The 22,770-nt window shown below is 65.1% G+C and carries 20 protein-coding genes; 3 read left to right on the forward strand and 17 right to left on the reverse strand.

All coding sequences use genetic code 11. From position 1 onward, the window contains the following. The 6 genes from ACESMN_RS10255 to ACESMN_RS10280 all read right to left on the reverse strand — a co-directional run. Nucleotides 1-728, reverse strand: a 728-nt coding sequence (locus tag ACESMN_RS10255; RefSeq protein ID WP_373053502.1) for a molybdopterin-dependent oxidoreductase, incomplete at its 3' end; no start/stop codon positions are given. 66 nt (nucleotides 729-794) lie between these two features. Further along, nucleotides 795-1,019 carry a twin-arginine translocation signal domain-containing protein gene (locus ACESMN_RS10260; protein WP_373053503.1) on the reverse strand — a complete coding sequence of 75 codons (225 nt, stop codon included), beginning with the start codon at nucleotides 1,017-1,019 and terminating at the stop codon, nucleotides 795-797. Nucleotides 1,020-1,106: 87 nt separating this feature from the next. Then, nucleotides 1,107-1,658, reverse strand: a complete 552-nt coding sequence (locus ACESMN_RS10265) for a molecular chaperone (protein ID WP_373053504.1) — start codon at nucleotides 1,656-1,658, stop codon at nucleotides 1,107-1,109. Between the two features lie 198 nt (nucleotides 1,659-1,856). Further along, a complete protein-coding gene (locus tag ACESMN_RS10270) occupies nucleotides 1,857-3,494 on the reverse strand; it encodes a 4Fe-4S binding protein (protein WP_373053505.1) in 1,638 nt (545 codons plus the stop codon). A 91-nt stretch (nucleotides 3,495-3,585) separates the two neighbouring features. Next, on the reverse strand, nucleotides 3,586-4,236 hold the full coding sequence (locus tag ACESMN_RS10275) for a DUF3306 domain-containing protein (protein WP_373053521.1): 651 nt from the start codon (nucleotides 4,234-4,236) through the stop codon (nucleotides 3,586-3,588). A gap of 31 nt (nucleotides 4,237-4,267) precedes the next feature. Then, nucleotides 4,268-4,798, reverse strand: coding sequence for a DUF3305 domain-containing protein (locus tag ACESMN_RS10280; protein ID WP_373053506.1), 531 nt, complete (start codon nucleotides 4,796-4,798; stop codon nucleotides 4,268-4,270). 461 nt (nucleotides 4,799-5,259) lie between these two features. Between ACESMN_RS10280 and ACESMN_RS10285 the strand changes: the two genes are divergently transcribed. Together ACESMN_RS10285 and ACESMN_RS10290 are read left to right on the forward strand one after the other, a co-directional pair. Continuing rightward, nucleotides 5,260-6,099 (forward strand): formate dehydrogenase accessory sulfurtransferase FdhD, encoded by an 840-nt coding sequence (locus tag ACESMN_RS10285; protein ID WP_373053507.1) that lies wholly within the window; start codon nucleotides 5,260-5,262, stop codon nucleotides 6,097-6,099. 3 nt (nucleotides 6,100-6,102) lie between these two features. Beyond that, nucleotides 6,103-7,011 (forward strand): substrate-binding domain-containing protein, encoded by a 909-nt coding sequence (locus ACESMN_RS10290; RefSeq protein ID WP_373053508.1) that lies wholly within the window; start codon nucleotides 6,103-6,105, stop codon nucleotides 7,009-7,011. A gap of 470 nt (nucleotides 7,012-7,481) precedes the next feature. Here the strand turns inward: ACESMN_RS10290 and ACESMN_RS10295 are convergent, their stop codons facing one another. The 4 genes from ACESMN_RS10295 to ACESMN_RS10310 all read right to left on the reverse strand — a co-directional run bounded on the left by ACESMN_RS10295 (nucleotide 7,482) and on the right by ACESMN_RS10310 (nucleotide 12,864). Further along, entirely contained in the window at nucleotides 7,482-7,853 is a 372-nt protein-coding gene (locus ACESMN_RS10295; protein WP_373053509.1) for a DUF6746 family protein, read from the reverse strand. Between the two features lie 95 nt (nucleotides 7,854-7,948). Then, the gene (locus tag ACESMN_RS10300) at nucleotides 7,949-8,941 is read right to left on the reverse strand and encodes an aldo/keto reductase (protein ID WP_373053510.1); all 993 of its coding nucleotides are present in this window, start codon (nucleotides 8,939-8,941) and stop codon (nucleotides 7,949-7,951) included. Nucleotides 8,942-9,119: 178 nt separating this feature from the next. Next, a complete protein-coding gene (locus ACESMN_RS10305; RefSeq protein WP_373053511.1) occupies nucleotides 9,120-11,846 on the reverse strand; it encodes a cation-translocating P-type ATPase in 2,727 nt (908 codons plus the stop codon). Between the two features lie 211 nt (nucleotides 11,847-12,057). Further along, a complete protein-coding gene (locus ACESMN_RS10310) occupies nucleotides 12,058-12,864 on the reverse strand; it encodes an aldo/keto reductase (protein ID WP_373053512.1) in 807 nt (268 codons plus the stop codon). Nucleotides 12,865-13,331: 467 nt separating this feature from the next. On the opposite strand from ACESMN_RS10310, the gene ACESMN_RS10315 reads away from it, so the two are divergent. Next, complete coding sequence (locus ACESMN_RS10315; RefSeq protein WP_373053513.1) at nucleotides 13,332-13,607, forward strand: hypothetical protein; 276 nt, start codon at nucleotides 13,332-13,334, stop codon at nucleotides 13,605-13,607. Between the two features lie 45 nt (nucleotides 13,608-13,652). Here the strand turns inward: ACESMN_RS10315 and ACESMN_RS10320 are convergent, their stop codons facing one another. The 7 genes from ACESMN_RS10320 to ACESMN_RS10350 form a co-directional block, all read right to left on the reverse strand. Beyond that, nucleotides 13,653-15,260, reverse strand: a complete 1,608-nt coding sequence (locus tag ACESMN_RS10320) for a hypothetical protein (protein WP_373053514.1) — start codon at nucleotides 15,258-15,260, stop codon at nucleotides 13,653-13,655. Nucleotides 15,261-15,448: 188 nt separating this feature from the next. Next, on the reverse strand, nucleotides 15,449-16,384 hold the full coding sequence (locus tag ACESMN_RS10325) for a rhodanese-like domain-containing protein (RefSeq protein ID WP_373053515.1): 936 nt from the start codon (nucleotides 16,382-16,384) through the stop codon (nucleotides 15,449-15,451). Nucleotides 16,385-16,470: 86 nt separating this feature from the next. Beyond that, a complete protein-coding gene (gene nrfD / locus ACESMN_RS10330; protein WP_373053516.1) occupies nucleotides 16,471-17,466 on the reverse strand; it encodes an NrfD/PsrC family molybdoenzyme membrane anchor subunit in 996 nt (331 codons plus the stop codon). Nucleotides 17,467-17,490: 24 nt separating this feature from the next. Then, nucleotides 17,491-18,033, reverse strand: a complete 543-nt coding sequence (locus tag ACESMN_RS10335) for a 4Fe-4S dicluster domain-containing protein (protein ID WP_373053517.1) — start codon at nucleotides 18,031-18,033, stop codon at nucleotides 17,491-17,493. Continuing rightward, a complete protein-coding gene (locus ACESMN_RS10340; protein WP_373053518.1) occupies nucleotides 18,030-20,219 on the reverse strand; it encodes a molybdopterin-dependent oxidoreductase in 2,190 nt (729 codons plus the stop codon). The genes ACESMN_RS10335 and ACESMN_RS10340 overlap by 4 nt, the downstream gene beginning before the upstream one ends. Before the next feature lie 70 nt (nucleotides 20,220-20,289). Then, on the reverse strand, nucleotides 20,290-21,498 hold the full coding sequence (locus ACESMN_RS10345; RefSeq protein ID WP_373053519.1) for a rhodanese-like domain-containing protein: 1,209 nt from the start codon (nucleotides 21,496-21,498) through the stop codon (nucleotides 20,290-20,292). Nucleotides 21,499-21,898: 400 nt separating this feature from the next. Next, entirely contained in the window at nucleotides 21,899-22,651 is a 753-nt protein-coding gene (locus ACESMN_RS10350) for a hypothetical protein (protein ID WP_373053520.1), read from the reverse strand. Between the last annotated feature and the right edge of the window lie 119 nt (nucleotides 22,652-22,770).

The following is a 22,770-nucleotide window of genomic DNA, read 5'->3' on the forward strand; positions in this document are numbered from 1 at the left end:
GCCTCGGCCGGATTGCCGCCGATGATCAGGATCGACTTGCTCTTCAGGATGTCGTTGTAGGAGTTGGTCATCGCGCCGTAGCCCCAGGTATTGGCCACGCCGGCGACCGTCGTCGAATGACAGATCCGCGCCTGATGATCGACGTTGTTGCTGCCCCACAGGGCCGCCATCTTGCGAAACAGGTAGGCCTGCTCGTTGTTGAACTTGGCCGAGCCCAGCCACTGCACCGAATCCGGACCCGATTTCTCCCGGATCTCCAGCATCTTGTCGCCGATCTCATCGATGGCCTGATCCCAGGAGATCCGCTTCCACTGGCCATCGACCATCTTCATCGGGTACTTCAGGCGTCGCTCGCCGTGCCCGTGCTCGCGCACAGCCGCACCCTTGGCGCAGTGTCCACCGAGGCAGAACGGATGGTCGAATGCAGGTTCCTGCCCGACCCAGACACCATCCTTGACCTCAGCGTAGATGCCGCAACCGACCGAACAGTGGCCACAGACCGTGCGCCTGGTCTGCACCTCGCCGTTGGCGGATACCGGGCCTTCCGCCTCGGCCTGCCGAACCAGTCCCGGGGTCACCTGGCTTGCCAGAGCCAATCCGCCGGCGGTCAGGCCGGCATTGCGCAGGAATGCCCGGCGGTCCAGTGAAACCCCCTTGCCGTCGGCATTACGGCCCGCCGAAGGTGATTCAGCGGCGGAGACGGGATCGGACTTTTTGATCAGTTTCATGTCTCGTTGCTCCTGACCCCCAAGCGGGGTCTGTGCATTCTTCCTGTTTTGCGATTCGGTCCCGGGCTACTCCGAGGCGGTCCGGTAGTAGTCGCGCACGTGCGCGCTCTCCCGGTACCCCGTGTCCACCGGCTCGGTCACGGTCTCTCCGGCCTCCGGCACCGCGGCCACGATGCCGGGCATTGCGGCCGCTGCCGCGGCGCTGGACCCGGCCAGCCCGGCCGTCTTCAGGAACCGCCGGCGTTCTTCTGAATGCGCCCGAACCGTGCGCTGTTGGGATTTTTCGCTCATGTCATGTGACTCCTTGACTGGATAACACCCTGCTCAAGACATCGCGGCGTCCACTGCGGCCCCGGGGTCCGCCCCCGGTCTGCCCGTTCACCGCTCGTCAAACCTCTGATAATCCTTCTCCAACCGCATGAAGACCGTGCCCAGATGCCCCACGGCCTTGTAGAAACAAGCCGAACTGCAGGTCTCGAGATCCCGAAAGAACGCCGGCATCCAGTTCCCCACGTGCGCACTGAAAAATGCGCGCTGTGCGTCCTCGGAGACCTCGCGGGACGAACCCAGAACAGCCATCGTCTCGCAGAGAAAGGCCGCGTGATCCTCCGGGTCCGGATTGCCCGGTTCCCGCTCCAGGCCGAACCGCGCCAGGTCCTGCCGCAAATCGCTCAGCGGACGCTCCATCAGCGCTCCGGTCTGGTACCAGGACCCGTATGGAACGAGTTCCCCGCGCCCGATTCCGATGAACAGCTTGTGATACTCGTCGTCCACCTCCTGTGCGCGCGCCTGCTGCGCTGCGAGCCTCAGAAGCGACAATGCCACCGCGGCCTCCCCGTCCGGGCTGCTGTCCACTGCCATCTGTGCCAGGTCGTCCAGCTGTGCCTGATTGGCCGGCGCCGCCAGCAGCCTGGCCAGTAACGCGTACATCCCAATCCGGGCCTGATCTTCTTCCGTTAACCATGGGGCCTGCATCGTCTCTCCTGTTGCAGGTTAAGCAAGCAATCAATGGGCCATGCCATCGCGGAAAATACGGACAAAAAGGAAGTAAAAGGCATATTCAGGCCCAGGGGCGTCGAAGCATGCGCAGGTACCGCGACATTGTGTCCGTGCCGACGCGGGGCAGAGTCAAACTGTCCCTCCGCCACTTCCCTGGAACATGTCGATCACACGGCAGTTCTCACACATCATCAGGCGCCTCCTCGACGGCTCGTCCTGAAACATCGGATGCTTTTCCAGCCGTTGGAGGATCTGCTCGATCATTCGGTGGGTGGCGAAGGGCTTGCCGCAGCTGACACATTCGAAGGGGGCCTCTTCATGCAGCACCCGAGGCTCTGAGCGTTGCCGGGCATCGGTGAGCAGCCGTGGCCCAAGCGAGATCGCGTGTTCCGGACAGGAGATCTCGCAGATACCGCACTGCACGCAATTCCCCTCGGTGAACTCAAGGCGTGGTGTATCGCCAGGCGCGGAAAGCGCCTGGGCAGGACAGACGGCGGCGCAGGCCATGCAGAGCGTGCAGGCCTTCGGGTCGACATGGATCTCGCCGAAGGGCGCACCCGCCTGCAACGCGATCTCGGACTGCGGCGAAGGCGCCTCCGCGTTCAGGTGATCCAGTGCGGCGAACAGTGTCAGGCGCTTGCGGTCGGAGGCGGCCACCTGTTCCGGGTGGATGGCCGGCATTGGATCGGTGCTCGACACCGCGCCGCTTCCACCCTGAATCAAGCGCAGGGCCTGCCGGGGGAAACCCAGCGCGTGCAGGATGACCCCCGCGTGGCCCAGCTGCTCCTGCAGGTTCCGGCGCACCTTTGCGGGCAACGCCGGCGTATCGAGCAGCAGCATCTCGCGCGCGCCCGCGACCAACCCGGCCAGCAGCACGTCAAGGCCCACGCTGCCGAGTTCCTCCACCTCCACTGCGAGAACCTGGCCGGGCAACGGCTCCATCCGTTGCAGTATCTCGGCCCCGGCCTCGTCGTCGTAGAACAGCACGACGGGGTCTTCCCCGCCGTGTTCACGGTAGTGCCGCATCAGGGTCTGCAGGCGCTGGATCAGATCTGCAGGACGCGGGTACGCGTAGGTGATCGCGCCGGTCGGACAGACGGTGGCGCAGATGCCACCTCCCTGGCACAGTTCGGGCTGAACCTCGATCGTCTCCCCGAGGGACCGGATCGCAATGGCCGGACAGGCGTCGATGCAGCGGGTGCAGCCCCGTATGCCACTGCGAGCGTGGGCGCAGATGCCGGGATCGTACCGGAAGAATTTCGGCTTCTCGAATTCGCCCCTCAGGTCACCCAGCGCCTCGAGCGCGCGGTCCAGCGCCTCCCGATCGCCGAACGGCGGAGCGAAGTAACCGACCGGCGGCCACTCCGCCGTGATCAGGGGTGCGAGTCCCAGGTCCAGCACCAGATCGAACGCATTCCACGCGCTGTTGAGCAGCGTGGCGACGTTCGCGGTCTTGCCCCCAATCTGCAGGGTGACCATGAACGACCCGAGGTGCCCTTCGACCAGGGGTTCGCGGCCCTGCGAATAAAGGACGGGGATCCCGTCCGCCTCCGTCGATTCGCCGTTGGCCGTCAGCAGTACCGCGGGCGTCAGGTCTTCGCGGAGCTTCCGCGCGGCGTCGAGCGCCGATTCCTCGTCGATGCCGATGATCAGGACCCGACCTTCAGAGTGATAACTCACCCTCGAGGTCGGCTCCATACCCATGTCCCGGACGGCCGCGAGGGCCTCGGCACGGGCGTTGGCGTTGTGTTCCTGCGGCGTGTTCATCGGCAGTCGTTCCTGTGGGTTGATCGTGTCGTGAGCCGCTCCGGCGAGTGCGGCAGCCGGGCGCCACCGGGCCTCACGGTGAAGGCGTCCATTACGCAGCGGTACCGCCGTCCCCTGGTGGCGGCCGGGTCCGGGTGCCGTCATCCTCGTCCGGCGCGGCCGGCGGATCCGGATCTGCGGCCGCAACGTCGTCGGCAGCCGGGGCATCGGGCGGCACAGGCGCCGCGGCAGACTCCGGTGCGCCGGCAACCTGCGCGGCGCGCTCCGCGGCGTCTTCCGCCTCCCGTTCCGCCTTGCGTCGTGCCTCGACCTCGGTCTGGTGACGCATGTCGCAGGTGACGATGTCGCCGAGCGGCTGGAAATTCAGATAGTCGTCCTGGAAATCGTCGAGACAGGTCTCGACGTTGAACTTGGGCTGCCGGAACAATTGGCGCAGCGCCTTTTGCCGCAGCTCCGCGCTCACGCCGCGGGAAAGAAACGGGCTGTAGTCCGAATCCTGATCGAGGGATTCGAGCGTCGGCATGTCGGTGTCGGTGATTTCGGGTTCGGCAGGCGCAGGCGGGTCCCCGGAGCCGGCCGGCTCCGGCACTCCTGAGGCTGTCGCCACGGGAGGCTGGCCGGCATCCGTCGGCGCAGCCTCGGAATCTTCCGTCGCGCCACCGCGGCGCACTTCGGCCTTGCGCCTGACCCAGCGGCGCAGGAAGCCGTCGTCGCCCGGGTTTCTGCTGCCGGACCCGCTCATGTCGGCCACGGTGTTCCTTCCTGTAAGCGGTTCATTGACAGGTACCGTCACCGCCCGGGCAATCCCTCTTGCGCTTGATCCGGCGTTCCGGGGCATAATTTTCGAGCAGGTACTGCTCCACCCACGCGTAGAGCACCGGGGGAATCGCCGCGTTGTAGACGACCTCCCCGCCAAACTCGTAGGCATTCGCCTCGTCGTAGCTCAACGACACCAGAAACGGCTCCGGGCGACCCTGCTGATCCGTATGCGTCACCACGAAGATCTTCGGTTCCCGGGCCAGGAGGTTGTGGTAGTAGCTCTCCAGTTCGTCGCGGTACAGCCGCACCTCGAAGCCTGACCACAGGTACTGTTCGCCCTGGTCTCCTTCCCGGATGACGCGGCCGCCCGCGTCGGACTCGCCCGCCCCCTGGTCCAGGGTCACGCCGGTGAGGTGCCAGCTCTCGCGGATCCACCGGGCATCCGGCCGCTCCCTTCTTTCCATCACGACACTGACCCGGAAGCTCCTTGGCAGATCACTTTCGTTGCCCCCTGCGACGATTGGGTCGGGTTTGGTCTGATTCATGGACGCCTCGACTCGTACTTGCTCGTATACGCTGTGACGCCCATTCCCCACGCAAGACACGTACCATCTTCAGGTGCTGCGTTACCGACTGAATCTCGGCTCTGCCTCCGGGAGCCCGTAGGCACCGCAGGGACATTTCGCCCCACTCGAGTGGGACAATTTGTCCAGGGAAACGCTGATTCATCGGCGTTTCCCTGCGGCGGAGGGAAGTGCCGTCAGGATTGGCCACCGCAGGTGGTTGTTTCTGAAACAAGCTGAAAATCGTCTGTACAGCGCTGAGAAAGCCAGGATGGCTTTAATCAGCGCTTTCCCGGTCCGGGCCCGCACCGTGCCGAAGGTGTCCGCTGCGGCGGGGAATGGATTTTGCTTCCACCGGTTTCGATAGTGAGTCACCGTCTCGGAACACAGCCCATGCCCGCGTGATGAACCAACCCTCGACACGTTCGGCTCAGCGGCCGGCGATGAGCGCCGCCGGCCTCTCGCCGTCGCATCCGGTCCAGGTTCTGGATGAATTCGGCACGCCCCGCGACGTCCATGTTGCCGGCGAGCGTCCACTGACACTGTATGTGGACAAGCGCGAGATCGTGACGCTGATGACGCTGGGCAGCGCGCCGGAACTGCTGGCGCTGGGTTATCTCCGCAACCAGGGCTTCGTGAAGACGATCGGTTCGATTCTCTCCGTTCAGGTCGACTGGAAAAGCGACTCGGTCGCAGTGACGACGTCGAGCGGTGTGGAAGACTGGGAGGGCAAACTGGCGCACCGGACCGTGACCACGGGTTGCGGTCAGGGCACCGTGTTCGGAAGCCTGATGGACAAGCTGGACGAAATCCACCTTCCACCCGTGGTGCTTCGGCAATCCGAGATCTACCGCACCCTCCAGCGAGTGAACGAATACAACGAGGTCTACCGCCGTGCCGGTGCAGTACACGGCTGCGCGCTCTGTCGTGGCGACGATATCGAGATCTTCGTGGAGGACGTCGGGCGGCACAACGCCGCGGACGCGATTTCCGGGCACATGTGGCTAGAGGGCCTGTCCGGAGGTGGCCGGATCTTCTACACCACTGGCCGCCTGACCAGCGAGATGGTGATCAAGGTCGCGATGATGGGGATCCCGATCCTGGTGTCGCGATCCGGAGTGACATCGCAGGGGATGGACCTTGCTCGCCGGATGGGCGTCACCCTGATCGCCCGCGCAAAGGGCCGGCATTTTCTGGTTTACCACGGCGCTGAGCACGTCCTGTTCGACGCGATCCCCGAGGCGCGGCCGGGGCATCGCGCGGAGGCAAACGATGGGGATTGAGCCATGGCAACCGCTGTAGAGACACCACGATTTCTCAGCGTCAAGCAGGTCGCGGAGTATCTGAATCTGCATGAAAAGAAGGTTTATGCGCTGGTCAGCGAAGGCAAGATTCCGGGAACCAAGGTCACCGGAAAGTGGCTTTTCCCCCGTGAACTGGTTGACAAGTGGATGCTGGAATCGACTCACGGTGGCCTGCTGAGCGACCGACTCGTGCTGGCGGGCAGTGATGACGCGCTTCTGCATCGCGTGATCCCCCGGCTTGCAGACCGGATGCGCTCGCACGCGCTGGTGAGCTTCACCCCGATCGTGACGCGGCTCGGCCTCGAACTGCTGCAGGCGCACCGGGTCGACGCCTGTTGCGTGCACTGGGGTCCGGCAGAGGAGAGCCAGACGCGCCACCCCGCCCTGATACGTTCGTTCCCGCAGCATCGCCAGTGGGTGATCATCCGTGCGTTCCGCCGCGAACAGGGCCTGATCCTGAACCGCTCGGTCGCCGAGCGCCACTCATCTCTTGAGCAATTGCTGCAACAGGACCTGCGCTGGGTGATGCGACAGCAGGGATCCGGCACGCAGCGCTTCCTTCGTGAGCACCTTGGATATCATGGCAGCGAGCCGTGCAGCCTCAAGGGCGTTGCCGTTGCCCACTCCGAACGCGAGTCCGCGTCACTGATCGCCATGGGCGAGGCCGATGCGACAGCGGGCACGCGCTCGGCCGCGCGCGAATTCGACCTTGCCTTCCTGCCCACCGGCTGGGAGGCCTTCGACTTTGTACTGAACCGGTCGATCTACTTCAGGACCCTGTTTCGCGAACTGCTGAGCCAGATCCAGTCGGGAGATTCGCGCCGCGAAGCCGACCGTTTACAGGGTTACGGCCTCGCCGAGTGCGGCGAAATGGTCTGGTCGGAGGGTTGAAGGGATCCAGGCCGCGCCCACTGCCGTAACCCCCGGCAACACCGCACCACAAACGGCCGCATGTTCGCACGGGGCCTTGAGACAATGCAGCTCGGTCCTGCCAGCCGAACAGCCGCAGCGTGCCGGGCCGGAATGGCCTCGGCCGCGAAACACGGGCCACGCGGGGTCGGACCAAGCCAACCCGCTGATAGATGGGGCAAAAAACCCATAAAAGAGCGACCACAGGGCCTTGGAAGCCCGTTTTCGGCAGCAAAAATGGGCGATGAGGGCCTGCCTTGTCTCCTGAAATTCCTTCATCTGCGGCGCCTCGGTGTCCTCGCTGTCTCTGGCGAACGTCCGCTCCCTGCGCCTGAAGGGCCAATCCCGGGGTTGAAAAGGGGCCTTCAAGGCCTGAAATGACCCCTTTCTGGACCCATTTTTCTTTTGACAACAGGGGCTTGTCTTGGTCCGACCCCGGCCGCCCGGCCGGCTCAGGGAATGAGCTTCTGCGAACGTTCCAGGTACTCGCGCCCGCTGCGCCGGACGGTGTCGGCGTCATTGGCTTCCGAGGCGAGGTGCACCTCTTCCAGCAACTCTGCCACCCGCTCGTGCTCATTCGCGATGGTCTCCAGCGCGTTCTCCAGCGTGTAGGTGAGCTGGTGGACGTCACCAACCTCCTGCGGGGTCAGGGTATCCTTTGCCAACAGCACCTCCAGCCTGGGGTTATGCTCGTTCAGGACGGCGAGGGCCTCTTCCACCGTTTCGGACGGCTTGCCCTGGAAATGATCCGGACGGTCCTCGGCTAGCACGGGCAGCGCCAGGACCAGGGTGCCGGCGAGGGTCAGGGATGTGATCAGTCTCATGCTGGTCTCCTTGTCAAACGTTTCTATGAAGGGGTCGTGGCTGTGTCCCGGCGGCCACGGCCGGTTTGCAACGGTCTGCGCAGCCCGACGGCCGCTCAGGCGAGCCCCGTCGGCGGCGCCATGAACTCGGGTCCGACCGGGTCCTTGACGGCCTCGGCCAGGATCGAATCCACCGCGGAAAGCGCGGCGCCGTCCATGGACCAATCGAAGAGCCGGTCCAGTGGTTCCATCTGCTCGGGCCGCCGTCCGCCCCAGATGGCGATCGGCACGCCCATCTCAAGCACCCAGCGGATGCTGAAGTCGATCAGCGTGCGTCCGAACCGTTCCCCGGCATGCTGCTGCAGCCGTTCCACGGCGCGGAGATACTGGCCGTAGCGGGGCTCGGCGAACTTGGGGTCGTTCTTGCGCAGGTCGTCGCCTTCGAACGACACATCGGTGGTCATCTTGCCGGTCAGAAGGCCGCGGCACAGGGCGCCGTAGGTCATCAGCGCCACCGCGTTGCGCTCGCAGTATGGCTTGATGGAGGACTCGATGCCGCGCTCAAAGATATTGTACGGGGGCTGACAGACATGGATCGGGCACTCGGCCCGGAATCGCTCCATCTGGTCGCAGGTGAAGTTGCTCACGCCGACGTTGGCGATCAGGCCCTGGTCGAGCAGACGGCGCATCGCGCGGGCGGTTTCCTGCACGGGGCGCGTCGGGTCCGGCCAATGGACATGGTAGATATCGATGCAATCCCGGCCGAGGCGCTTCAGGGAATCATCGATCTCGCGTTCGACACGGTCCGACGAGCCATTGCGATGGACGCCGCCGCCATCATCCCATTCCAGGCCGACCTTCGTCGACACATGCACTGCTTCTCCGTCGTCATGCTCGGCGAGCGCCTTGCCGACAATCTCCTCCGATCTGCCGAAACCATAGATCGGCGCGGTGTCGATCAGCGTGACACCCCTGTCGATCGCCGCATGAATCGTTTCGATGGACTGGCGCTCGTCCGTTCCGCCCCACATCCAGCCCCCGATGGCCCAGGTGCCCAGCGCAATCCTCGAGACCTCAAGATCGGTGCCCGGTATCCGTATCGTCTGCATTGGCATGCCTCCGTATTCGGTTGCTCCGCAGGCCCTCACGCTAACATCCCTGCGAGGTTAACAGTCCGCTTTCCCTGATTCGGCGTTTGCAAAAATGGCCACCCGGCCTCAGACCGCCCTGAGCGGGGGCGACCTGTCTCGCCGTGCTCCATGATGACCGAACTTCCCGCATGGCCCGCTAGCGCCAGCCGAACCGTCGCCATACCGCCTTTTCCGCCTCCACCAGCAGGAAGATGGCCACTGCCACGGCAGCGATGACCCCCCAGTGCCAGAGCGCCAGCGGAGCGCTCCCGAACAGATAATGCATCGGGCCTGTGTAGGTCCAAAGCAGCTGAAACACAATCACCAGGCCAGCGGCGATCAGAGCGGCGCGGCTGCCAAACAGGCCCTTCGCGGACAGGGAACGCTCGGTGAGCATGCGGGCGTTGAACAGGTAGACGATCTCGCCGGCCACCAGCATGTTCACCGCCAGGCTGCGGGCCACGTCCACGTCGACGCCCGCCTGCGTCTGCCACAGGAACAGGCCGAAGACGGCGGACACCAGCAGCAGGGAGACGAAGACCACCCGCCATGCGAGGAAGCGGTCCAGGATCGGGGCGTCCGGCTTCCGCGGCTTGCGCCGCATCACGTCCGCCTCGGCCGGTTCGAAGGCCAGGGCCAGGCCCAGGGTGACCGCGGTAACCATATTGATCCAGAGGATCTGCACCGGGGTGATCGGCAACGCGGTGGCCAGAAGCACGGCGCCAAGGATGGAGAGGGCCTCACCGCCGTTGCTTGGCAGCAGGAAGGTGATGGCCTTCTTGATGTTGTCGTAGATGGTGCGCCCCTCCTCCACGGCGTTGGCGATGGAGGCGAAGTTGTCGTCTGCAAGCACCATCTCTGCCGCCTCCTTGGCTGCCTCGGTGCCCTGAATCCCCATGGCGATGCCGACATCGGCGCGCTTCAGGCTGGGGGCGTCATTGACTCCATCGCCGGTCATCACGCAGACGCCGCCGCGGGATTGCACCGCTTCCACCAGGCGCAGCTTGTGTTCGGGGGCGGCCCGGGCGAAGACGTCCACGTCGCCCTCGCGGCGGGTGATCTCGTCGTCAGAGAGCTCGGCGATCTCGCTGCCGCTGAGCGCCCTGTCGGTGCGGTCCAGCCCAAGTTGTTCGGCGATGGCGCGAGCGGTGAGGGCGTGGTCACCGGTGACCATCTTGACCCGGATGCCGGCGTTGCGACAGCGCTCCACCGCCTCGATGGCGGCATCCCGCGGCGGATCGAGCAGCCCGGCAAGGCCCAGCAGCACCAGGCCGGATTCCACGTCCTCGTCCTTCAACTCGTTGCCACCGGCACCAGGCTTGTCGGCCACTGCCAGGACCCGGTACCCGCGACTGGAGAGGTCCTGGATCTTGTCCTCCCAGGCATCGCGGTCCAGCTCGCCGTCGCCGTCTGCGGCCGCCACCCTGTCGCAGCGCTCCAGGACCACCTCCGGGGCGCCCTTGACATGGATCACCGGCTGATCGCCTTCCAGATCCTGATCCAGGGTGGCCATGTACTTGTGTTCGGCGGCGAACGGGATGGCATCGATGCGCTCCGCCTGGTCACGCATCTGCCGTGTGTCCCAGCCGGCCTTGGCCCCGGCGACCACCAGGGCGCCTTCCGTTGGGTCGCCGTTGACGGTCCATTCGTCGCCCTGCCGCTCCAGCACGGCATCGTTGCAGAGCACAGCCGCCGTCAGGAAGCGTTTCAGCACCGCGTGCTCGTCGGGGTCGAGGCGCTCGCCCTCCTCTTTCTCGCTGTCGCGGCGGCGGAAGTCCCCCTCCGGGGTGAAGCCAACCCCGTCGACCTGCACCTCGCCGTCGACCAGGGCGGCGGCCTGGAGGGTCATCTCGTTTCGGGTCAGTGTGCCGGTCTTGTCGGAGTAAATGGTGGAGACCGAGCCCAGGGTCTCCACCGCCGGCAGGCGGCGGATGATGGCGTTGCGCCTGGCCATCCGTTGCACGCCCAGGGCCAGGGTGATGGTGACCAGGGCTGGGAGGCCCTGGGGAATGGCCGCGACCGCGAGGCCCACGGCGGCAAGGAACATCTCGCTCCAGCTCCGGTCGTGGACGAAGACCCCATACAACGCCATGGCGGTGGCGACGCCGACGATGATCACCGCCAGGATCTTGGCGAAGTGATCGAGCTGGCGCAGCAGCGGCGTCTGCACATGCTCCACCTCCTCCAGCATCTCGGAGATGCGTCCGATCTCGGTGTGCCGACCGGTCTCTACCACCAGTGCCGTCGCGGTGCCCTCGACGATCATGGTCCCGGCGAAGGCCATGGAGGCGCGGTCCGCCAGCTCCGTTTCCTCATCCACCGGGTCGGCCTGCTTGCCCATCGCCTCCGACTCGCCGGTAAGGGCCGCCTCCTGGGTGCGCAACCGCTTGATGTCGAGCAGGCGCACGTCGGCGGGGACCCGGTCGCCGGCGGAGAGAGTCACTATGTCGCCGGGCACCACCGCTTCTGCGTCCACCTCTCGGTGCCGCCCGTCGCGAACCACCTTGGCCTTGGGCGAGAGCATCCCCTTGATGCTCTCCAGGGCCCGCTCCGCCTTGCCTTCCTGAACGAAGCCGATGGCGGCGTTGATCAGGACCACGGCGAAGATGGCCCCGGCGTCGACCCACTGACCCAGCATCACCGTCGCCGCCCCGGCGATCAGCAGGATGATGATGAGGACGTTGTTGAACTGCTCCAGCAACCGGCGCCACCAGGGCCGCCCCTGCTTCTCACGCAGGCGGTTGGGACCGTACTTGCTCAGCCGCTGCCTGGCCTCGTCGGCGCTCAGGCCGTCCTTGCCGCTGTCGAGCCTCTCCAGGGCCACGTCGCCGGAGACAGCGTGCCATGCGGTCTGTTGCGGCGAATCGTCACGGGATTCGGGCATGTGCTCGATCGGGTCCTCTTTCTTGGACTGATGTGCACCAGTCATCGACAGCGGGGGCGGATACACACAATCCGGGTGGGCCAGGGACAGGATACGCTTCGGATAGCTCCACCAATATACTGACCTGGGACTGCCAGGGGCTCAACGACGGTCGGCCCAGCGCCGACGACGGACCGGCTCCGGCGTCGTTCTTCGCGGGAAGGAGTCGTCGTCAGAGGTACTGCACCGCGGGCCCCACCGCCGACCAATGCTCATTCAGGCCATCGAGTACGGCCATTTCGTCGTCATCGAGCTCGATGTCCAGCGCCCCCGGGTTCTCCACAAGGTGGTCCCAGTCATTCGCCTTGGGAAGCGGCACGGTCTCCTTCTGAAGGGCCCAGCGCAGCAGGACCTGCGCGGGAGTGACGTCGCGACGGTCGGCGATGCGGCGCAGGGTGTCATCGTCAAGTCGCCGGGCACGTGTCAGGGGGCTCCAGGCCTGGATCACGACGCGTCTCTCCCGGCACGCGTCGAGCATCTCCCGGCTCCAGCCAAAGGGTGTCCACTCGATCTGGTTGACCACGGGTGATTCCCCTGCCTCTTCCGTGAGCCGGTCCATCTGCTCGATCGAATAGTTGCTGATGCCGATTTCACGGACGAGGCCGTCTTCTCGGGCCCGAACAAGGCCTTCCCAGAGATCGGTACCCACGCCGCGCCGGGGCGGCCGGTGGATGAGCATGAGGTCGGCGTAATCCTGTCGCATCTCGTCAAGATAGCGCCTGGTGGCCTCATAGGCCTGGTCGTTCTCCTCCACCTTGGCGACGAGGAAGATCTCCTCGCGCGGGATTGCGGTCCGGCCGAGCGCCTCGCCGATGCCGGGCTGGCTGCCGTAGTCGACGGCGGTGTCGATCATCCGGTAACCAAGCTCGAGGGCACGCTCGACGGTGCCGGCGGTATCCCGCGTCAACTCCCAGGTCCCGAGACCGAAGACGGGCATCCGGCGGCCAGTGTGAAGGGTGACGGTGCTTTTCAGTTCCATGGCTCCTCCTTCACGTCGCGTGTACTGGATCCGACCCCATCACACCTTCTGCCTGATGCGCGGCACCGATCAAGGCGTAGAATTGCCCAGTCCGGGGGGTCGGACCAAGCTAACCCATTGATCTCTCTCTCCATAACGCCAAAAAACCCGCCTCACACGGCCCTGGAGCCCCATTTTTGGCACCAAAAACGGGCCATGAGGACATGCCGACCTGGCCCCTGCCTCCCTTGCATCTGTGCCCTGCCATCGCCCGCTGACATCCGCCTCCTTCGCCTGAAGGGCCGTTTCTGGGGTCAAAAAGGGCCGAGCAAGACCTGAATTCGTCCTGTATGGCGATGCTTTCCCTGCGTAAACATAGCCTTGGCTTGGTCCGACCCCCGCCCCGCGCCCCCGTGCTTACTGGGCCGTTGTTGTTTCATGCACTATTCTCAGAGCACACGGGCATCTATCTTCGCTGGAGCGTCTCGATGGACTTTCAACTGCCGAGGAAACTTGGTGCAATCGCCGGGGTCGGCGCGCTGCTGTTCGGATCGCAGGCAGTGCACGCCGAGTGTGCCTCCACCACATTCGCGGAAGAGGTCCACTACAGCTGCTCGGGCGTGCTGACGGTGATGCCAAGGAGAGGCGGCGAGGACGCCAACGCCGTTCCGGAGAGGGATCCATCCGAATCCGCTACGGAGTCGGAACGTGTCGACGACAGGCCGGCCGCGGACGAGGCCAGCGCCGGGAAGCGCGGCCCCTGAGTCCTGCTCCACTGCAGCCCCGTCCTGCAGGGTCAACCTCGCCGGCTACGGCACGGCGGCATTCAGGATTCTGGTCAATTCCTCGGGACTGAGGCCGCGCGCGCCGCGGCGCGTCGTCTCCGCCGCACGGCCGTCCATCGTAACGAAGGCGTCTTCCGGCATACCGTCCGCAAGAACCCGACCGGAGGGCTCGAATGTCCAGCCCTCCTCCTCATGATTCAGGCGTCCCTGCCCCAGGCCCAGTGCCGCCGACGAGCGATGACAGGCGGCGCATTCCAGGCCGCGCGTTACCGTATGCGGCGAGAGCGGCGCGAACAGCCGCCTGAACTGCGGCCTGTCGAACGCAGGATGCTCGATGCTTCGGACCATACCCGGGACAAAGGGCACGATCCGCCCATGCGGGCCAACCCCCAGAGGTGGCTGATCGTTGCGGATGCCCCAGCGGTCGTCGATCCAGGCACCCGGAGTGAACGCCCTGTCAACGTGGTCCCACTGTTCCTGCCCGGGATCGTATTCCATGTGGCAGCCGTAGCACTGCGGTGCCCACCCGCTGTGGCACGCGCTGCAGGCGAGTCGATCGTGATTTCCGTCGTCGGGATGGTGAGTCGCGGACAGCGCCGGGATCGGCACGCGGCCTCCCGCCAGCTTTCGATGCAGGAAGCTTCCGCCGGATGCCACCTCGACGTGCCACAAGGGCGTTCCGCGGCGCTCCGTGACCAGAAATTCGGTAGCGTCCGTCACGGGGAACGGAATTGCGTCAAGCAGACCGGCCAGATCGCTCGGCCACTCCGGCACCGTGATGCGGGGCTGGTCATTTGCATGACAGTCCTGGCACTGGATGTCCACCGCGTCGCTGCCATGCTGGAACCCGCTCGTGGGTCCCATCACGTCCCGCTTGGTGTGGCAGTCAATGCAGGCCAGGCCCGCCCGATGATGGAGATCGGCCCTTAGCTGTTCCACCAGGCGCCCGTCGGGCAAATAGCCGAGATTGCTGGTGTCGGTTCGCTGGAGCGCGTCATCATCCACCTCGGCCAGACCGGCGTAGTTCAGGGCGATCCGCCCAGAACGCGAATGGCAGCCCACGCAGGACTCATCACGAACCCGTCTAGTGAACACCGGGTGCCCGGCCGCCGCTTCCGCGGAGAGGTGACAGGCAAGACAGCCGCCCCCGCGGCTGCCGATCGCATGGTCCGTTCCCACCTGATGGCGTGGCTGCCCGAGATGGCAACTGGCACAACGCTTGCGCAACAGCGAATCCGCAGGTGAATCACCGAGCCCATCGCAGCACGAGAGGTCCCCCGGACCTTCCGGGTAGGGTTCTTCGCCAAAGGTGAAGCGGGTGACATTCACCATGCCCCTGCCCGTGTGCATCAACCCTGAGAGGACGTGGGCCACCTCTTCGGCATGGCAGCCCGCGCAGGCTCCGGTCGCATTCGCCAGCTCGCCGGGCGACGCGACCAATCCGTCATGGGCTGTCGACACGTTCGCCGCATCCGGTTTGCCAAGGTGGCAGGATGCGCACGACTCGGAGAGTTCGTAATGCGGATCGTCGGGCTGTAGCGCGTGACCTTCGTGACAGGACAGGCAACCCGCGTGTGCGGCACCCGCCATGAGCAATACCCCGAGCAGACTGATCAGGAGGGGGGCCTTCATGTCTTTACCGACCAGAACATTCCAGGGGACTGCTTCTCCGGATCATCATCGCGGGAGGTGAACCGCCCCCCTTGCAACCGGCACAGCGTGCCCCGACCCGAAGATCCGGCAGCCGCTTATCCGGCGTCGTCCGTCCCGATTGCCGCGCTGGGGTCGCAATACCGCAATCCTGAGCGTGCGGTGACCCGCTAGCAACCCTCGCCGATGCGCAGCGCACGCCGCGCCGGTGGAGCCGCGGGTTCCGGTGCAGCGTCGGAAGCCGCGGTATCCTCCTCTGGAGCCGCCGCCCCCGCATCCTCGAGCCCGACCCCCAGTCCGTGCGTGAGTCCCAGACCAAGAGGGTCGGGATGCTGTTGCGGCGCGCTGACCATACCCACGCCGAGATGAAGCCCCAGACCCAGGGGATCCCGCTGTGGCTGCGGCTCGACGGGGAGGTTGCCGAGCCCCAGGTGTTGTCCCAGACCGAGCGGGTCCACGGGCTCGATGTCAACGGGCTCATCGGCGGCGGCTTGCGGTGTCGCCACCGGCGGGTCCACGGGTGCCACCGGCGGCGTATAGGCGGTGCGCACGGCCTCGATCGGGATGCCGGCCGTGGGCATGTAATCCCCATGGAACTTGCAGCTCACCGCCTGTCGTTCCCCGCGACTCAGGACTGGCTGGACATCCCCCGGATCGCTCTCCGGGTCCAGGGTGTATTGCAGCCACCCCTCGAAGCCACCGCGCAGCGCGACTGCATCCACGCCCGCGGCCCGAAGCAGGATGGCCACCTGGGCCGCATCCGGGGTCTGCTCGGAATACAGGATCAGGGTACGTCCCTCGGCGACCTCGCGCGCCCGGTCCGGGCTTACGATCTCCGTCAGAGGCAGGCGGCGTGCGCCGGGGATATGCTCCTCCTCAAACGCAGCCGCCGAGCGCAAATCGACCAGAACGTAATCACGGCGGTCCTGGACGATACGTTGTGCCAGTTCCGGAACCGCGAGGCTGTCCTCTCCGCGCACGATCATCCGCCCGACCAGTTCGATCTGCTCTTCCATCGCGCCGGTCGTGGGTCTTTGTGCAAAGGCAAACAGCACAGCGGCGCCCACCAGAAGAAACCCGAGGATGATCAGAGGGATAAGCAGCATTCGTTGCATGGGATAAGGACCCTCTCAATGAACGGATGGCATCAGGGGAGGCAATGTTCCCCGAGGATGGCTGGACACGGCCACGATCACCGCAGCAACTCGAGCAGGGCCGGGTCGAAGGCGTTGACGTAACTGATGTAACTCGAGGCCTGTCCCATGTCCACGGTGAGTTGTCGCAGCATGTAGCTGCCGTAGAGAACCAGAACGGGACTGACCAGCATCCAGGCGCGCCGCGTGCCCTTCAGTTCCCAGTACTCGAGGATCAACGGGATCATCAAACCCGGAATCACCAGGAAGACCCAGAACGGGATCGCGAACTCACCCCCGAAGACCATCTGCGAGGCCTCGATCTGCACCCTCGAACCGGTCGCGAGATTGACCAGCAGCAATGCGATCAGCGACAGCTTGATTGCGATCAGGACGATGTCGATGCGGGTGAACATGTGGCGCTCGTGCTCGCTGCGCGTCCCGAGAAGGACCAGTGCCGCTGCGGCCGACATGCCCGAGACCAGGAACAACGGCGCCAGGAAGCCGGTGTTCCAGAATGGACGCGCGCTGAAGGCCGACAGGAGGATGCCGGTGTAGAAGCCAAGGAAGACCGCGAGAATCAGTCCCCATTGTGCGACGAGCACGCGGTGTCTGCAGGCAAAGTTGATCCCTGCGTGTCCGGCACGAAAGCGGTCCACCAGCCGGCCCAAGGCTGGATAGCCTTCCCGCAGCGTGCAGGCCGTCAGCAGAATGATGACCGGGTAGACCAGCAGCAGGATCCAGGAGCCCCAGGACATTGGCGAGGACACCTGGAAAGTCGTGTAGAAGCGCCAGACGTAGAACTTGTGGCTGAGATCCAGGAACAGCGCCAGCATGCCGAGGGAGAGCGCGACAAAGGCCCAGATCGGAAGCCTGCGCGACACGAACGGGAAATCCTTTTCGCGGCCCAGCAGGACGATCAGGGAGGCGAAAAGCAGGATCCCCGCGGTCAGCCCCCCGAGAAAGAGATAGGCGGGAATCTCCCAGTGCCACACCGAGAGGGACGGATCGATGCCCGGATTGTCGCGGACGGTGACGAGGACTTCTTCCAGCATGATGTCGTTTTCCCTGTCGGTGCTTCAGGTCAGGTAGTACACCTGAGGTTCATTACCCGTCTCCTCCAGCAGGGCCTTGTGCGGCCGCGTCGCCAGCAGTCGGCTTACCGTCGATTGCGCATCGCTCAGGAGACCGAAGTGCATGCAGTGTGTCGGGCAGGCACTGACGCAGGCCGGGTCCTGGCCCTTCTCCACCCGGTGATGGCAGAAGGTGCACTTGTCGATGTAGCCGTCCGGCGTCATGATCAGCCGCGCATCGTAGGGGCAGGCGGCGATGCAGGCCTTGCAACCGGTGCACTTGCTCGGCTCCACCAGCACGATGTTCGAGTTCTGCCAGGTATAGGTGGCGCCCGTGGGACAGGCGTGCACGCAGGTGGCGTGGGTACAGTGATTGCAGCGCTCCGAGCGGAATTCGGTCGTCAGATCGGGGTAGCGCCCGCGCGTGGCCTCCACAACCCAGTCCCTGTTGAGCCCCGCCGGCAGTTTGTTCTCTGTCTTGCAGGCAACCACGCAGTCACCGCAGCCGATGCAGAGGTTCGTGTCGATCACCATCGCGTAGACCTTCATGCGAGCTGCTCCTCAGGAACCAGTGTTACGAAATTCCCGCGCATGCCGGTACCTCCCATGATCGGGTCGATGAGGACACGGGTCATCAGATGATTGTCGTCTGCGCCACGTTGGCTGGCCAGCCGCAGTCGCGGATCCTTCTGGCCAAAGCCGTGAACGATGAACACGGAATCGGGGCGAATGCGTTCCGTCACGCGCACCCGGACCCGGTTGCTCACCACCCCGTCCTGGTTGCGCAGCCGCACGTAGTCCCCACTGCTCAGGGCGAAATCCCTCGCCACCAGTGGATTCACCCAGACGGCATTCTCTGGCATCAATTCGAACAGGGTCGGGTTATTGATGGTGCGACCGAAGGTATGCGCCGGCGCACGGCCGTAACTCAGGTGGAAGTAGCGCTCGGGCGGTCGCCGAGGCGGGGCATATTTCGGCAACGGATCATGCCCGAAGGACGCGAGCATCTCGGAATACAGCTCGATCCGGCCGCTCGGTGTCCTGAATTCGACGGCCTCCCCGGGTTCGAAGAACTTCGCGGTGGTGCGCGGAAAGGACTTGACGCCCAGTTGCCGCATCTCCTCAAGCGAACTGCCCACCTGCTGCAGTTGCCAGTCCACCTCCTCGGCATAGTCCTCCCAGGGGAAGTAGGCGCCCAGATCCAGCCGCTCGGCAATCTGCTTCGCGATCCACCAGGCCGGCTTGCTGTCGTACCGGGGCTCGAAGGCCGGAAACGACACCGCGAGGGCCGGCTGTCGTTCCGGACTGTTCCGGATGGGGTCAAGCCGCTCCAGGTAGGTGCACTCGGGAAGCACCACATCCGCGTAGCCGGTGATCGCACAGGGCATGGTGTCCACCACCACCATGAGATCCAGGGACTGTGCGGCCGCCTGGATCTGGTCGGCGCTCGAGGGCACCGAATAGGGCAGGTTCGTACCGTAGACGAACCAGCCCTTGAAGAAGGCATCGTCACCGATCGAATTCTCGATCACCACGTTGGTGATGCCGGCTGGCGCCAACGGGTAGTCCTTCTGCACCTCCGCCATCCAGTCGGTTCTGGGCTCGGGCGCCTCCGGAACGGGATAACTCGGGAGGCTGACCCTCTCGGGGATGAAATATCCGCCCTCACGGCCCCATGACCCGAGCAGCGCGTTGAGGATCGCGATCGCCCGACTACGCTGGGTATCATCTCCGTACCAGGTCACGTGACGACCCGGATGCACCAGGGTCGCCGGCGCATGACGAGCCATTTCGCGCGCGGTCTCCCGGATCACGTCCGCACTGATGCCGGTCTCCAGGAACGCCCATTCCGGGCTGAACGGCAGGACATGTTCGGCCAGCTGCTCGAGTCCGGTCGCGTACCGGGCGATATAGTCCTGATCGTACAGACCCTCGTGGATCAGCACGTGGATCCAGGCCAGCAGCAGCGCCATGTCCGTACCGGGCCGGATCGGGAGCCAGTAACGGGACTTGCCCGCTGCCACCGAGAAGCGCGGATCGACGGTGATCACCGTGGCACGATTCTCAACGGCCTTGATCCAGGTCTGCACCTGGCTGTTGTGAAGGTTCTCGCCGAGATGGGATCCGATCAGCACGATGCAGCGGGAATTCTCCATGTCGGTGCGGTCGGGCGACCCCACGCCCTCTCCGAAGGTCAGGGCGAACCCGACATCCCGCGGACCGCGGCACTGCGCGAACGAAGGCTGGGCAAACCCGGTCGAGCCGAAGGCTCCGAGAAGGCGCCGGAAATGGGTGCCGCCGACGCCGTGGGACAGCAGGCAGAGTCGGTCTTCGCCATGCGTTTCCGCGATGTTCGACATGCGTGAGGCGATGAAGTCCAGGGCCTCCTCCCAGGACACCGGCTTGAAGGTCTGCTGGCCGTTTTCCGTGACCCGAAGCATTGGCTGACGCAGACGGTCGGGGTCGCGGTACATGCCGAGCCCGCCGCTCCCCCGGGTGCAGAACCGGCCGAGGGAATGAAGGTCCTCCGGATTCCCCTCGACCTTCCAGGGCTGCCCGTCCTCCTTGTATACCGTCCCCGCGCAGCGCCAGAAGCAGACATTGCAGACGATCGGACTGGCCTCGACTTGTCCGCTGCCGGGCAGCCTTGGACTGGCGCAGCCGGTCATCAAGGCCGGCGTGGCCGCACCCGCACCCAGCATCGCGGAGAGTTTCAGGAATTCTCTTCGCTTCATGAAATCGGATCCCGCTTCTTGCTCGTGGGGGGACGGTCCGGGCCTGCAGCCGGGTCCTGACGCGAACGCTCTACAGCACGCTCAGGCTGCCGTCTTCGTCCACTTCGATGTGCTCGTTCAGAAAGCGCACGTTAAAGCCCGCTCCGTCGAGCACGCGGCGCGCCATCTCGGCGCGGATTCCCGTGGCACAGACAGCGATGATCTCCTTGCTCTGGTCGAGCTGCTCCAGGCTGTCCTCGATCGCTTCCAGCGGAATGTGGATCGCTCCCGCGATCTCGGCCTCCGCCACTTCCTGATCCGAGCGCACATCGAGGATGATGAGATCGTCACGGGTCAGGTCGGTTGCGGCAAACTCCTCGGGAGCAATGGCCCCGGGCGCCAGCTGGCGCTCGTACTCGATCGCATACGCCAGCTGGTCGCTCTCGACCGGCAGACCCTCGTCCTTCCAGCCTTCAAAACCATCCTTCAGAACCGCAACCCGGCCGTAGCCCCAGCTGGTCAGCTCCCGGAACGCGATCAACACGTCGTCGCTGTGGTGCTGGTCGCTGTAGAGGATGACAGGCGCCCGCCGGTCGGAGACCCCTGGAAGTCTCGCTTCGCGATCTTCACGGATGAAGCGGTCGGTAAGGGCCTCGAAGTTGCTGGCCGGCATCGCAACGGCCCCGGGCAGATGACCCGTCGCGCTGATCACCGGGTTACGGGTGTCGATGATCACGTGACCCGGGTTCAAGCGTTCCGCCACCCAGTTCGGGTCGGCGTGCAGAGGAAGCTGTGCCCGCCGCCAGTCGGGAATTCCGCCCTGATATCCCTTGACATTGGTGTAGCCCGCCCCCTGGGCCAGGTCGACCGCCTCGCCCGTATAGGGGCAGGTGGCACCGCCGCAGAAGAAGATCAGCAGGTGGTCCTTGTCCTCAGGCAAGGCGGCGATGAACTCCTCCTCGTCCATTCGGGGAAACAGGTGCATGGCCGAAGGAATCGTACCGGAGAGATACGGGCCCCGTGGTCGGGTGTCCACCAGGGTGTAGGCTTCATCCCCGGTGAGAATGCCCAGCATTTCCTGAATGTCGATCTCGATACCGGGCGGCAACCCGAAGACGATCTTGCGGATCTGGGTTGCGGGGCTCCCCGGGGTGTACTCGACCTCGATCAGATCGTTTCCTCCCAGATCCCCGATGCCCTCGGCCTCGGCGAACGTGGTGCTCTCGTTGAAACGGACCACAACCGGCTCCTGGTCGGGGACCCGGATCTGGATCGTATTGGCCAGGCGCGAGATCTCCATGATCCGCCCCTTAACCGTTTCGGCAACAGATGTGATCGGGAACAGAAGCAGCACAGCGAGCCCGAGTCGGGCCAGAACACTCCAGCGCATGGTCACCACCCTTTGGTCGATCGCCGATGAACGGAGTCATGGACCCCGGCCTGCCGGCGTTATTGTTTGTTTCGAGTCTAGACCAGATTCCCCGGCAGGCAAGGGGATTTTCCCCAGAGCCTGATCGGGATCAGCGGGCCCGATACCGGCAGGCGGAATTGCGGCTGCAACCGCACCGCGCAAGCTCGGCATGAGATCCGGTCCACGGCGCCCGCGGGCCCATTTCCGGCATCGAACTGGCTCCCAGGGACCCCGGGCCGATTTCCCGGTCGCCCTGCCTTTCCAGGCAGTCGCCCATCACTGGCGCTTCTCACTGTCGCTCCAGCAGCCTCGAAGCATGACCGGAATAGGGGCGGCCCGACCGGGCCTGACGCCGCGCCTGCTCGACCTGATCCGGGGCAAGGTGCGTCCGGCTGACTCCCATGCACCCCGCGGACATGAGATTTCCCTGCTCCCGGCACCGGACGTGGGGCAGGGACAACGCATGGCCCAACTCGTGCGACAGGATCCGGACAAGGTCCCCCTCGATGTCCCGGACCCCTGAAGGACCCCGCTCGCTCTGCAGCACGGCCGTGATGGGCGGCAGGTAGACACCTCCGGCCTTGCCCCCGAGGTCCCGGATGAAGAAGACATCCCACCCGTCGGATGCCGCATCCGGCGGGACCATCCTGGCCATCATCCCGGACCTGCGCGGTATGTTCCCTGCCAGTACACCTTCGTGCATGGCGCCGTCCCGGACCTCGACACGCGAGATCTCCCCCGCCCGCCAGCGAATTCCCGCCTGGTCCCAGACCCGGTTGACCCCTGCGAAAACGCGCGCAAGCTCCGCCCGGGTCAGGGTGGTGGTGACGGTCTCCGAATCGGGGGCGTGGAGGAGATGGACCCGAAGATCGAGGACGAGGGTCTCGAGGTGGTCCGGTCCAGACCCGGACGGCAGAGCCGGCGCATCTTCATCCAGCGGCTGCGCAGGCCACTGCTCCCCCGCACCCAGCCCTCCGGAAAGGACGAATGAGAGGACCAGCAGGGCAACGAGCCCGACTCGGGTTGCAGATCTTCCAGGCATGCGGCCTCCCGGGCTGCATGATGCAGACCTTGATTGTGTCCACCTTATCCGACTGACCGCACCGGGGATCAATCCGGAATATTCCGTAGTGCACCCCGGCAACGGCGGCGGGACGGCCG

Origin of the sequence: Thioalkalivibrio sp. (assembly GCF_041690275.1) — a bacterium.
Taxonomy (GTDB): domain Bacteria; phylum Pseudomonadota; class Gammaproteobacteria; order Ectothiorhodospirales; family Ectothiorhodospiraceae; genus Thioalkalivibrio.

What these genes read in the sequence shown, in the direction of transcription:
- ACESMN_RS10290 (WP_373053508.1), top strand. Translation starts at nt 6,103, where the DNA reads ATGGCAACCGCTGTAGAGACACCACGATTTCTCAGCGTCAAGCAGGTC.
- ACESMN_RS10320 (WP_373053514.1), bottom strand. Translation starts at nt 15,260, where the DNA reads ATGAAGGCCCCCCTCCTGATCAGTCTGCTCGGGGTATTGCTCATGGCG.
- ACESMN_RS10310 (WP_373053512.1), bottom strand. Translation starts at nt 12,864, where the DNA reads ATGGAACTGAAAAGCACCGTCACCCTTCACACTGGCCGCCGGATGCCC.
- ACESMN_RS10265 (WP_373053504.1), bottom strand. Translation starts at nt 1,658, where the DNA reads ATGTACGCGTTACTGGCCAGGCTGCTGGCGGCGCCGGCCAATCAGGCA.
- ACESMN_RS10340 (WP_373053518.1), bottom strand. Translation starts at nt 20,219, where the DNA reads ATGAAGCGAAGAGAATTCCTGAAACTCTCCGCGATGCTGGGTGCGGGT.
- ACESMN_RS10300 (WP_373053510.1), bottom strand. Translation starts at nt 8,941, where the DNA reads ATGCAGACGATACGGATACCGGGCACCGATCTTGAGGTCTCGAGGATT.
- ACESMN_RS10285 (WP_373053507.1), top strand. Translation starts at nt 5,260, where the DNA reads ATGAGCGCCGCCGGCCTCTCGCCGTCGCATCCGGTCCAGGTTCTGGAT.
- ACESMN_RS10350 (WP_373053520.1), bottom strand. Translation starts at nt 22,651, where the DNA reads ATGCCTGGAAGATCTGCAACCCGAGTCGGGCTCGTTGCCCTGCTGGTC.
- ACESMN_RS10345 (WP_373053519.1), bottom strand. Translation starts at nt 21,498, where the DNA reads ATGGAGATCTCGCGCCTGGCCAATACGATCCAGATCCGGGTCCCCGAC.
- ACESMN_RS10295 (WP_373053509.1), bottom strand. Translation starts at nt 7,853, where the DNA reads ATGAGACTGATCACATCCCTGACCCTCGCCGGCACCCTGGTCCTGGCG.
- ACESMN_RS10315 (WP_373053513.1), top strand. Translation starts at nt 13,332, where the DNA reads ATGGACTTTCAACTGCCGAGGAAACTTGGTGCAATCGCCGGGGTCGGC.
- ACESMN_RS10260 (WP_373053503.1), bottom strand. Translation starts at nt 1,019, where the DNA reads ATGAGCGAAAAATCCCAACAGCGCACGGTTCGGGCGCATTCAGAAGAA.
- ACESMN_RS10305 (WP_373053511.1), bottom strand. Translation starts at nt 11,846, where the DNA reads ATGCCCGAATCCCGTGACGATTCGCCGCAACAGACCGCATGGCACGCT.
- ACESMN_RS10325 (WP_373053515.1), bottom strand. Translation starts at nt 16,384, where the DNA reads ATGCTGCTTATCCCTCTGATCATCCTCGGGTTTCTTCTGGTGGGCGCC.
- ACESMN_RS10280 (WP_373053506.1), bottom strand. Translation starts at nt 4,798, where the DNA reads ATGAATCAGACCAAACCCGACCCAATCGTCGCAGGGGGCAACGAAAGT.
- ACESMN_RS10335 (WP_373053517.1), bottom strand. Translation starts at nt 18,033, where the DNA reads ATGAAGGTCTACGCGATGGTGATCGACACGAACCTCTGCATCGGCTGC.
- nrfD (WP_373053516.1), bottom strand. Translation starts at nt 17,466, where the DNA reads ATGCTGGAAGAAGTCCTCGTCACCGTCCGCGACAATCCGGGCATCGAT.
- ACESMN_RS10275 (WP_373053521.1), bottom strand. Translation starts at nt 4,236, where the DNA reads ATGAGCGGGTCCGGCAGCAGAAACCCGGGCGACGACGGCTTCCTGCGC.
- ACESMN_RS10270 (WP_373053505.1), bottom strand. Translation starts at nt 3,494, where the DNA reads ATGAACACGCCGCAGGAACACAACGCCAACGCCCGTGCCGAGGCCCTC.